Here is an 11204-nt window from a genome sequence, read left to right as displayed (position 1 = left end):
GAGTCCGCCATGAGCCACTACCAACGCATTGCCTGCCTGTGCACCGAAGCCGTCGAAACGCTGTACCTGCTCGGCGCGCAGGACCTGATCGCCGGCATCTCCGGCTTTACCGTCTACCCGCCCGAGGCGCGCCAGGACAAGCCGAAGATCAGCGGCTTTTCCAGCGGCAAGCTGGAGAAGATCCTCGCCGTCGATCCCGATCTGGTGGTGGCGTTTTCCAGCCTGCAGAGCGACATCGTCAAGGAAGTGGTCGACGCCGGCGTCGACGTGCAGCACTTCAACCACCGTGACATCGCCGGCGTGCTGCGCATGGTGCGGGTGCTGGGCAGCCTGACCGGCAAGGAGGCGGCGGCGCAAACGTTGGCCGCAACACTGCAGGCCACCATCGACGACGCCGCAGCCGAGAGCGCGGCCAACGATGCCGCCGGCCTGCCGCGGCCGCTGGTGTACTTCGAGGAGTGGCCGGACCCGATCATCACCGGCATCGGCTGGGTCGGCGAGCTGATCGAGCTGGCCGGCGGCCGCGACGCCTACGCCGAGCACGCACCGTTCGTGCGCGCCAAACAGCGCATCGTCGCCGACCCGCTGAGCGTCGCCGCGCGCGCGCCGGACCTGATCGTCGGCAGCTGGTGCGGCAAACGTTTCCGCCCGGAAACGGTGCTGGAACGAGACGGCTGGCAGGACGTACCCGCCGTCAAGAATGCCGCGCGCGGCCACATCATCGAGATCAAGTCCGCCGACATCCTCGCCCCCGGCCCGACCCTGATCACCCGCGGCCTGCCGCAACTGCAGGCGCTGATCCGGCAGTGGCACGCCGACCGCGCCGCCGGAGCGCTGGCATGAGCACCCAACCCTGGCCCTACCCCACGCTGATGGTGCAAGGCTGCACCTCGGACGCCGGCAAGAGCACCGTGGTCGCCGCGCTGTGCCGGCTGCTGGCCGACCGTGGCCTGCGCGTCGCCCCGTTCAAGCCGCAGAACATGGCGCTCAACAGCGCCGTCACCGTCGACGGCGGCGAGATCGGCCGCGCGCAGGCGCTGCAGGCCGTCGCCGCGCGCGTGGCGCCGCACAGCGACATGAACCCGGTGCTGCTCAAGCCCAGCTCCGACACCGGCGCGCAGGTCATCATCCACGGCCAGGTGCGCGCCGACATGAACGCGCGCGACTACCACCACTACAAGACCACCGCGATGCAGGCGGTGCTGGAATCCTACGGCCGTCTGAGCCAGCAGTACGACGCGGTGATGGTGGAAGGTGCCGGCAGTCCGGCCGAGATCAACCTGCGCGAGCGCGACATCGCCAACATGGGCTTTGCCGAGGCGGTGGACTGCCCGGTGATCCTCGTCGCCGACATCGACCGCGGCGGCGTGTTCGCCCACCTCACCGGCACGCTGGACTGCCTGAGCCAGTCCGAACGCGACCGCGTGATCGGCTTCGTCATCAACCGCTTCCGCGGCGACATCAGCCTGCTGCAAGGTGGCCTCGACTGGCTGGAAGCCAAGACCGGCAAGCCGGTGCTGGCGGTGCTGCCCTACCTGCACGGCCTGATGCTGGACGCCGAAGACGCGGTGCAGACGCAGCAGCAAAAAGGCGACTTCAACATCGTGGTGCCGGTGCTGCCGCGCATCAGCAACCACACCGACTTCGACGCGCTGCGCGCCCACCCCGGCGTCAACCTGCACTTCGTCGGCCCCGACGCGCCGAAGCCGCCGGCCGACCTGGTGATCCTGCCCGGCAGCAAGAACACCCGCGCCGACATGGCCTTTTTGCAGGCACAAGGTTGGCCGCAATACCTGCAGCGCCACCTGCGCTACGGCGGCAAGCTGCTCGGCATCTGCGGCGGCTACCAGATGCTGGGCCAGCACATCCACGACCCGCTGGGGGTGGAAGGCAAGCCCGGCAGCAGCACGGGCCTCAGCTACCTCGCCATCGACACCACGCTGGCCGCCGCCAAGACCCTCACCCGCCGCGAAGGCCGCTTCGTCAACGCCGACGCCGCGGTGAGCGGCTACGAAATCCACATGGGCATCAGCCACGGCGCGGACTGCGAGCGGCCGGTATTCATGCTCGACGACGGCAGCGTCGACGGCGCCGTCAGCCCCGACGGCCAGATCATGGGCAGCTATTTGCACGGGCTGTTCGACCATCCTGATGCATGTCAAACGCTATTACATTGGGCTGGCATGGACAATGCCACGGGGGTAGACTTGGCTGCGCTGCGCGAGGCGAGCATTGTGAGGTTGGCGGAGGCGAGTGAGGGGTTGTATCAGAGGCTGGCAGAGACAAATACCCGGCTGGATTTGTCTCCGAGCGCAAACAACACACTAAGTATCTGAAAAGAAAAGAAGATATCCATGACGCTGCGTGGATATGCACATCCACAAACTAGATGTACTCAACGATGGTGTGTACATCACACTTTATACTTTCAATGCTCACAAAAATAATCAACCTGACAGGATGGACAAAAGAAACGGTTCTGAAGCTCTTGCTTTGGTTGCTAAGTATTATTTTCATTTGGCTTTTCCCAAAACTCCTATTTCTCATTTACATGGGAAATGAAGGTTTTTTCTCGTACGATTTTTTTGAGCATGGCCAATTCGGATTAAGGGTATTTTTCTCTGCAAGCGAACTAATGCTCGTAGCCTCATCACTTGCAATGTTTGGGATAGTTCTCCCGATAGTGCAAAAACAAAGCACAGGGGAAGCCGATTGGTTTCTATTTGTGATGTTCGGTTTGATGAATGTGTTGTTCCTGAGCATTTTGACGGTAACCGCCATTTCATCCAAGAACGACGAATGGTTTTCAGTTCTTACGATTATCGCCGTGGCTTTCTTTATATGCCTTCACATTTCATTTCTGATGTGGAAGTCTCCGAGCAAGCAAATCCGCTCATTTCTAGCTCTTATTCTCGTTGTTTTCTCCCTGTCGACTGTTGTCTCGACACAGTTTGCTACAGCACTAAAACTCGGGCTTCGATATTTTGGGGTGGGAGGCGGTATAACGGTGACCATTCAAGATCGAGAGGGGAAGCTATCACCACCAGCAAAGGGGGAATTAGTTCTGCTTTCGCCGGAATATGCTTACATCCGCGTTAATAGTGAACGTAAAATTACAGTATTCCCTCTAAGCGCAGCTCTCTTCATGACTGTTGAGAAAGAAAATCAACCATCGACAGAACAAAATCTAACCCGGCAATCGAGAGGGACGCCGTAAAACGTCTGTACGACGCTCCCCCTAGACCCATCAATCTATGCCACACCGGTACGTCGCCCCTTCGGGGTGACGTACCCTACGACAGCACGGTAGGTTGGGCTGAGCCTGCGAAGCCCAACGTTTACCGCGATTGCATCACGAAGGTTGGCTGCAAGCTGATGACTGTTTGCGGCCAACCTTTGTTTAGTCTGCGGATTCCGCTGCGCGGATGATTGTTTGCTTTGCCGGTTTCGCCGGTGACTGAGCGAGGCAAGCGTAGCGTCGCGAAGGAATGAACGAGGAAGGGGGATACCGCATCCCCCTTTCCAATCCCCGCTCTTCCCGAAAGCGCAAGAATTCCCGTGGAAACTGTCGCCATCCCGGCGCCGCCCATACGCTGCGCTCAAAAGAGGGCGGCTTGCTTCCGGGCTGGCGACAGTTTCCACGGCTTACGCCAACGGGTGTGGTCACGACGATTACATGCTGGCTGCCGACTAGCGTCTCGCTGCAGCCAACCTTAACCGCACGTCACCGTAGGTCGGGTTAGCGCAGCGTAACCCGACATGCCTGCGGCCAACCTTGGCGCTTTTTGCTTTCGTGTTTTTCGTGTTTTTCGTGACCGACGCCGCTTAGCCTTTGTCCGTGCCTTCCGTGTGCTTCCGTGGCAAAAAATCAAAACGCTTTGCTGCCACAAGGTTGGCCGCAAGCCTTGCTTCACTTCTCCCTCCCCGCTACCGTAACGCCACCACGCCCTCCCATTACCCCAAGGAACCCCGATGAGCGATACCGCCGATTTCTGGAATACCCGTTTTGCCGTCAGCGAATTCATCTACGGCGAGGCGCCGAATGATTTTCTGCGCGAGCAGGCGCCACGCCTGACGCCGGGCAGCCGCGTGCTGAGTCTGGGCGAAGGCGAAGGCCGTAATGCGCTGTTTTTGGCCAAACAGGGCCATGCGCTGACGGCGGTGGATGCCTCGCACGAGGGGCTGGCCAAGTTGCTGGCGCGCGCGTCGGCGGCCGGGGTGGACATCACCGCGGTGCTGACCGATCTGGCGCGTTACCAGCCGGGTGAGGCGCAGTTCGACGCGGTGGTGTCGGTGTTCTGCCACCTGCCGTCGGCCTTGCGCCGCACGGTGATGGCGCGCGCGATTGCGGCGCTGAAGCCGGGCGGGCTGCTGATCATGGAAGGCTACACTCCGCGCCAGCTGGCGTTCGCCACCGGCGGGCCAAAGGACGCGGACATGCTGCTGGAGGCCGAGATCGTGCGCGGCGAGCTGGCCGGGCTGGCGCTGCTGCACTTCGTCGAGCTGGAGCGCGAGGTGATCGAGGGCAGCTACCACACCGGCACCGCCAGCGTGCTGCAGGTGGTAGCACGCAAGCCGTAAACCGTTGCGGCCAACCCTGGCCGCAGCCCCGTTGCCCTTCCCTTGCCTGCCCCGCCGCAGCGCCCGCGCCATGCCCCGGTAATATCATGTCGCCGCGTGGCAAGCGGCACGCCACGTCGCACCTCATGTACTAATGTTAAGAATCAGCCGGCCATTTTATGGGGTGCAGCCAGAGTGTGGCCGGCAGGCAAGCGATGGCAGGGGGAGAGGTCTATGCCGGACGAGCTGAATTTCCAGTACATGATCGACACCTTGCAGGGTGCCTTTATCATGGCGGACAGCGCCGACATGACGGTGATGGCCGCCAACCAGCTGGCGTCGATCCAGCTCGGGCTGCCGCTGTCCGAGCTGCTGGGCCAGCCGCTGGCGCGCTTTGTCAGCAAGCCGCCGCTGGACGACATCCTGCGCGACATCCAGCGCCAGGATCTGGTCTACAACCTCGAAGGCGAGCTGTGTTCGGCTCGCGGCCGCTGCTTCCCGGTGCTGCTGTCGGCGCGGGTGGTGGCCTGGTCGTACCCGACGCTGATCTTCACCTTTTCCGATCACAGCCAGCACATGCTGATGAACGAGCTGCTGAAGAAGAAGGACGAGCTGTTCGAGCGGGTGCGGCAGCTGATGCCGGCCAGCGACGAGGGCATGGCGGAAGATCCGGACGACTACATCAGCGGCGTGCTGTCCGCCGGCCAGCTGCTGGAGCGCGCCGGCATCGAGGTCGGCCACGCGCGCCGCTACCACGATCCGCTGGCGGCGCTGCAGATCCACGCCGAGGTGGTGCCGATCCGCAACCGGGAGCCGTTGGGCGCCTACAACCGCGCCCATTTCCGCCGCATGGTGAGCTATCTGTGTGTGCAGAGCAGCCGCGACGGCGATCTGGTCGGCCGCCACGAGAACGGCACGCTGGTGATGCTGTTGCGGCAGACCACACTGCTGGATGCGGTCAAGGTCGCCAAGCGGCTGCAGCAGCGGCTGGGCAGCTTTACCTTCTGGCCGGATGGCGCCAATTGCGAGACCAGCACCTGCATCGGCCTGAGCACTTGGCACGAAACCGACCAGAACGCCCGCCAGCTGCAGATCCGGCTGGAAGCGGCGTTGGCCAAGGCCCGCCTGACCGGGCGCAATACCATCGTCAGCCTGAGCTGAGCGCCGCGCTGCGGCCAACCCTGGCCGCCGGCGCCCGAACGTCTTCACGGTTTCGTCCGCTCGCGCGACACACGGCGAAAACAGCCGCGACCGCGGCGTTTACAGCAGGCACAGCGCCTTCTTAATACCGCACCGCCCCATCGCGATCAGCCGCCCCGCTAGTGAACAGGCACTCAGCCCGGCCGCGTCACGATCACATAGTACTTCTCCACCGCTTCCAGCACCTCGAACACGCCGCGGAATCCGGCCGGGATCACTGCGGCGTCGCCGGGGCCAAAGGCTTCGGCATGGCCGTTTTCGTCGATCAGCTGCACCCGGCCGTGGCGGATGCAGAAGAACTCTTCCTTGTTGTCGGCAAAGGCGATGCGCCAGGCACCCGGCTCGCAAGCCCAGATACCGGCGGCGCACACGCCGTCGCCACTTTCGTAGGCGGGCCAGGTGCGCCGCTGCGGGTTGCCGCGCACCAGCCGCTGCGGATTGGGGTAGTCGATCTGGGCGCTGAGGTGCTGCCCGTCCACTCTGACGATCATGTGCTTGCTCCGTGATGGGTGATGCCAGACCGGCGCGGCGCCGCACGGGGCGCGCCGGCCTGGCGCAAAGGCGCTATTCAAGCAGATCCAGGGCGCGGACTCCAGCCGCCCGCACCGTCTGCCGTGCACGCGCAGCCACCGGTTTGCGAGTGCCGCGACGGCGGCCAAGGTTGGTCGCAGCGCTCACACCTGTACCGACGGCACGCTCTTCATGCAGCGCATGCGTGAAGTGAGAGCGACAACATGAATGAGCTAAATCAGGAATGTGGGCAGCAATGCGAACCTCAGCAGCGAAATATACATAACGCATATACATGCATATAATGAGCTTCTCTTAGCCACCTTCCTGCAGGAGCTGTCTAGGTTAACGGCACAATGGGGCTCTCTTTAGCAGATTGGTTGCCATCTGCAAAATTGGTACCCTCAAACAAATTAATGGTGTAGGGTGCGCCACCCCCAGTGGCAATTGAGTATTTATGGAAAGCTTCTTCCGTTCGCTGAAGTCAGAGCGGGTTTATTTGACCCACTACCGAAGCTACGAGGAGGCACGTACAGATGTGTTTGATTACATCCGCTTTTACAATCACCAACGACGTCATTCGACCCTGGGGTATTTGACCCCGGTTGAATTCGAACGCCGTCGTTCAGTGCTTAGTGCTTAGTGCTTAGTGCTTAACCCGCTGTCCACGGGGAGCGGGACAGACCAAGTCCCCACACCAACCTGATGCAGCAAGGCACGGAGAATGTGAACAGTAGTCATATTGAGAATTATAGCACTCCATACCAATATGACTAACAGACAAAAAACTACCGCCTCTTGGTTCAGAAGCGGCAGTTTTGAACCCTAATTATTATAGGTAACCGACTCCATATAACCGCAGATCGCCGTAGACGAGCTTGCCACCGTGCCGTCTTAGCCGCGCAGCCAGCCGGCCAGCGCCCGGATATCGTCCGGCGACGTGCGGCAGCAGCCGCCGATGCAGCTGGCGCCGGCCAGCCGCCACTGCCGCGCAGCCTCGGCGAAGGCCATAGGATCGCTGCTGCCGTGCCAGGTCTTGGTCACCGCGTCGTAGGCTTCGCCGGAATTGGGATAGGTCAGCAGTCGCTTGCCGGTCTGTGCGGCCAACGTTTGCAGCAGCGGCACGATATGGCGCGGTGCGGTGCAATTGACGCCCACCGCCACAATCTGCGGATAGGCTTCCAGCTCGGTCACCGCCACCAGCAACGGCGTGCCGTCGCTCAGGTTGGCATCATCGCGGCAGGAGAAGCTGATCCATGCCGCCGCCTGCGGAAAGTCCTGCTGCAGCACGCGGGCGATGGCGCGCGCTTCCACCGTGCAGGGGATGGTCTCGCACGCCAGCAGATCCGGCGCGGCGGCCAGCAAGGCGGCAATGCGCGGGCGATGGAAGTCCATCAGCTCGGTTTCGCTGCGGCCGTAGTGGCCACGGTACTCGGAACCGTCGGCCAGCATCGCGCCGTACGGCCCCACCGAGGCCGCCACCAGCGGCCGCTGGCGACCGGCATGGTTGGCCGCATCGGCCCAGAACTCGTCGCGCGCCAGCTGCGCCAGCTGCACCGAGCGCTGCATCAGTTCCGCGGCGGCGGCTTCGTCCAGGCTGCGTTTGGCAAAGCCGCTGAACGATGCCTGGTAGCTGGCGGTGGTGGCAACATCGGCACCGGCGACGAAGTAGTCAAAATGCACCTGGCGGATCAGCTCCGGCTGCTCGATCAGCACCCGCGCCGACCACAACGCGTCATTCAGGTCACAACCGCGACGTTCCAGCTCGGACGCCATCGCGCCGTCCAGCACGACCGGGGCATCCTGAAAGCGGGCAAAAGGATTGGCAAACATTGAACAGGCTCCACAAAAAGAAAAACCCCGGCACAGGCCGGGGCTTGCTGCATGCAAGATGTATCACAGACGGAATTGCGACACCAGTGCCTTCAGCTGGTCGCCTCGGCTGGCCAGTACCTGGATCGTCGCCAGCGCTTCCTGCAGGCTGCTGTCGGTCTGCTGCGCCATCGAGTTGACACGTTCGGCGCTGCGCGCCATTTCGTTGGTGGCGATGCCCTGCTCGGCGGTGGAGGAAGTGATTTCGCCCATGCGGGTCGAGATCTCTTCGGCGTTGCCCTTGATCAGCTCCACCTTGCTGGCTGCTTCACGTGACAGGGTGACACCGGTTTCCACTTTCGCGTTGGTGGCATCGGCGTGGTTGATCGCCTCGCCGGTTTTCTGGATCACGGTATCGATCAGCTCGGCGATCTGTACCGTGGCGCTGGCGGTACGCTCGGCCAGCTTGCGCACTTCGTCGGCCACCACGGCAAAGCCGCGGCCCTGCTCACCGGCACGCGCCGCTTCGATCGCCGCATTCAGCGCCAGCATATTGGTCTGGTCGGCGATGTCGCGGATCACGCCGACAATGCCCTTGATCTGCTCGGACTGGCCAGACAGGTTGGACATCACGTTCTGCAGCGACGACACCGCACCGACGATGGACTCCACCTCACGCGCCACTTCCGCCATCGCGCGGTGCGAATCCAGCGAGTTGTCACGCGAACGCGACACCAGCACTTCGGTTTCGCCAACGTGATCGGCAATGTGGTTGATGCTGACAGTGATCTGCTCGATGGTGGCGGCAGTCGACGACAGTTCCGACGACTGCACACGCGAATCCTGGGCGATCTGCTCGGCCACGCGGTTCAGGTCGGCGGCGTCGCGCGCCAACGAATCGGACTCGTCGCGCACGGTGAGGAACATCTCGCGCAGCTTGGCCACGAACTGGTTGAAGGCTTCGGCAATCTGGCCGACTTCGTCACGGTTGCCGACCGGCAGTGTCTTAGTCAGGTCGCCGTGGCCGCTGGCCACTTCACGCATCGCATTGCGCAGCACCGACAGGCCGGACAGCATGCGTGCCACGCCAACGTAGGCGAAGATGCCGGACACCACCAGGCCGATCACCAGCAGGCCAACCATCACCATCAGCAGCTGTGTCACCGGTGCCATCGCCGCGGCTACCGGCACCATCACGCCGAGGAACCAGCCGGTCTTGCCCACCGGATACAGCGCGGTCAGGGTGGCGTCACCGTTGATCGACACGTCCATGATCTGGCCATCCTTGTTCACCGCGTTCATGTCGTAGCCGGACACTACCTCGCCGATCTTTTTCAGGCCGGAGTCTTTTTCCGGGTGTGCAATCACGGTACCGTCGCCCGTCACCAGGAAGGCATAGCCGTCACCCGGCAGCTTGGCGGCAACCACTTCGTCCACCACGCGCTGCAGCGTCACGTCACCACCGGCCACGGCCACCAGCTGGCCGCCATCCTTGCGCGCCTGGGCGAAGGTGATGATCGGACGCTTGGTGGCGGCATCAATATAAGGGGGCGAGGCGATCGGGCCGGTCGCATCCTTGGCCGCCAGATACCATGGCCGCCCGGTCGGGTCATAGCCTTCCGGCACCTTGGCGGCACCGGTGAACTGGGTCATGGTCTTGTCGGGCTGACCGATATACATGTCGTCAAAACCGCCGGCATCACGCGCCTGGTCCAGCACCGGCTGCAATTCACCAGTACCGAAACGCGGCAACGCCGCAGCAACGATCTTCTGGCGGGTGGAGACCCACTCGGCAACAAAGCTCGCCTTGCTGTTGGCGGCCTGATTGATTTCGTTACGGATCGCACTGGACAGGGCGTCGCTCATTTTCCAGTACGCGACGGCACAGAACATGACAGCAAGTACCGTCAGTACCAGCAGTACGAAGGCCATCAGGCGAGTACGCAATGACATCATGATGTGTATTCCCCACTGTATTTTGTAAGTTATGGTGCGGCATAGTACTACTAAGCACACATGTGATTATTTGTTTATATTCACAAAGCCATTTCATGGCATTTCGTTAACAACGAAATTTTGTATTCTGCGTACAATCTCCATTACACGGCATTTTTGCATAACAATATTGCAATAATCCGGCAACAAACCGCCCTTGCCAATGTCAAAGACGGCGTTCGCCACCCAAGGCCGCCTGCAATGCCGACATTGCATGTCGCACTTTTGCAGGTTGCCCCTCGCGCCGCGGTGTCACCATCCACAACGGCAACTCCGGCAGGCTCCACTCGCCCAGCACCGGCTGCAGCAGACCGGAGGCCAGCTCCTTGCGCACTTCCGGTTCCGGCTGCAAGGACAGGCCTAGGCCTTCCAGCACAAAGGCACGCGCCGACAGGATATTGTTGCTGCTGATGCGCGGCGGCATCGATAAAGTCACCGTTTCCGCGCCGCGCGTCAACTGCAGCCGGCTCAAGCCTTCGTGCGCGGCCACCCCGACCCAGTCGTGCTGCAACAGTTCGGCCGGCGTTTGTGGCAGACCATGCTTTGCAACATAGACGGGCGACGCACAAATGACAAAGTGCCAGTCGGCCAGATGACGCGCCACCAGCGACGAATCCTTCAGCTTGCCGGCACGGATCGCCAGATCAATCTGCAACTCCAGCAGGTCCACCATCTCGTCGTGAAAGAACAGCCGCAGGCTGAGGCCGGGGTTGGCCTCAAGCAAGGGTGCCAGCGCGCTGCTGAGCACGCCGCCGGCCAGGCCGCTGGGGGCGGAGATGCGCAGCTCGCCCACCGGCGCATCGCGCAGTGCCGACAGCTGCTGCTCCGCCTGCCGCGCTGCCGCCAGCATCGCGGCACAACCCTGGTAGAACAGCTGCCCGGCCTCGGTCAGCGTCAGCTTGCGCGTAGTGCGCTGCAGCAGGGTGACACCGTGGCGCTGCTCCAGCCGCCGCAGATGCTGGCTGACCGCCGATGGCGTGATGCCCAGGCTCTGCGCCGCCGCGTTCATCGAGCCTTTCTCAATCACCCGGGCAAACACCGCCATACTGCGCAATTCGTCCATATTCATTATTTCAGATTAACAATCAATCAATTTTACGCCGGATTATCGGAATGTGAATCGGCAA

The 11204-nt window shown here is 62.2% G+C and carries 9 protein-coding genes and 1 pseudogene; 6 read left to right on the top strand and 4 right to left on the bottom strand.

Translation table 11 applies throughout. The features are described 5' to 3' along the window. The first annotated feature begins 9 nt into the window (after positions 1-9). The 5 genes from PQU89_RS03280 to PQU89_RS03260 all read left to right on the top strand — a co-directional run bounded on the left by PQU89_RS03280 (position 10) and on the right by PQU89_RS03260 (position 5721). On the top strand, positions 10-843 hold the full coding sequence (locus tag PQU89_RS03280; RefSeq protein WP_272764595.1) for an ABC transporter substrate-binding protein: 834 nt from the start codon (positions 10-12) through the stop codon (positions 841-843). Next, a complete protein-coding gene (locus tag PQU89_RS03275) occupies positions 840-2336 on the top strand; it encodes a cobyric acid synthase (RefSeq protein ID WP_272764594.1) in 1497 nt (498 codons plus the stop codon). The genes PQU89_RS03280 and PQU89_RS03275 overlap by 4 nt, the downstream gene beginning before the upstream one ends. A gap of 53 nt (positions 2337-2389) precedes the next feature. Beyond that, entirely contained in the window at positions 2390-3217 is an 828-nt protein-coding gene (locus PQU89_RS03270) for a hypothetical protein (RefSeq protein WP_272764593.1), read from the top strand. 755 nt (positions 3218-3972) lie between these two features. Continuing rightward, positions 3973-4581: an SAM-dependent methyltransferase gene (locus tag PQU89_RS03265; RefSeq protein ID WP_272764592.1), complete on the top strand. Its 609-nt coding sequence runs from the start codon at positions 3973-3975 to the stop codon at positions 4579-4581. A gap of 213 nt (positions 4582-4794) precedes the next feature. Continuing rightward, complete coding sequence (locus tag PQU89_RS03260) at positions 4795-5721, top strand: sensor domain-containing diguanylate cyclase (RefSeq protein ID WP_272757144.1); 927 nt, start codon at positions 4795-4797, stop codon at positions 5719-5721. A 173-nt stretch (positions 5722-5894) separates the two neighbouring features. Here PQU89_RS03260 and PQU89_RS03255 read toward each other — a convergent pair whose 3' ends face one another. Further along, positions 5895-6251, bottom strand: a complete 357-nt coding sequence (locus PQU89_RS03255) for a cupin domain-containing protein (protein ID WP_272764591.1) — start codon at positions 6249-6251, stop codon at positions 5895-5897. 476 nt (positions 6252-6727) lie between these two features. On the opposite strand from PQU89_RS03255, the pseudogene PQU89_RS03250 reads away from it, so the two are divergent. Continuing rightward, positions 6728-6913, top strand: a pseudogene (locus PQU89_RS03250) (IS3 family transposase); the annotation flags it as partial. A 251-nt stretch (positions 6914-7164) separates the two neighbouring features. Here PQU89_RS03250 and mmuM read toward each other — a convergent pair. The 3 genes from mmuM to PQU89_RS03235 form a co-directional block, all read right to left on the bottom strand. Beyond that, positions 7165-8103, bottom strand: coding sequence for a homocysteine S-methyltransferase (mmuM, locus tag PQU89_RS03245; protein WP_272764590.1), 939 nt, complete (start codon positions 8101-8103; stop codon positions 7165-7167). A 63-nt stretch (positions 8104-8166) separates the two neighbouring features. Further along, positions 8167-10038, bottom strand: a complete 1872-nt coding sequence (locus PQU89_RS03240; protein WP_272764589.1) for a methyl-accepting chemotaxis protein — start codon at positions 10036-10038, stop codon at positions 8167-8169. 205 nt (positions 10039-10243) lie between these two features. Then, a complete protein-coding gene (locus tag PQU89_RS03235) occupies positions 10244-11140 on the bottom strand; it encodes a LysR family transcriptional regulator (RefSeq protein ID WP_272764588.1) in 897 nt (298 codons plus the stop codon). Between the last annotated feature and the right edge of the window lie 64 nt (positions 11141-11204).

Origin of the sequence: Vogesella indigofera, from assembly GCF_028548395.1 — a bacterium.
GTDB classification, from domain to species: domain Bacteria; phylum Pseudomonadota; class Gammaproteobacteria; order Burkholderiales; family Chromobacteriaceae; genus Vogesella; species Vogesella indigofera_A.
The sequence above is the reverse complement of the archived record's forward strand: the minus strand, read 5'-3'. Positions and strand labels throughout refer to the sequence as shown.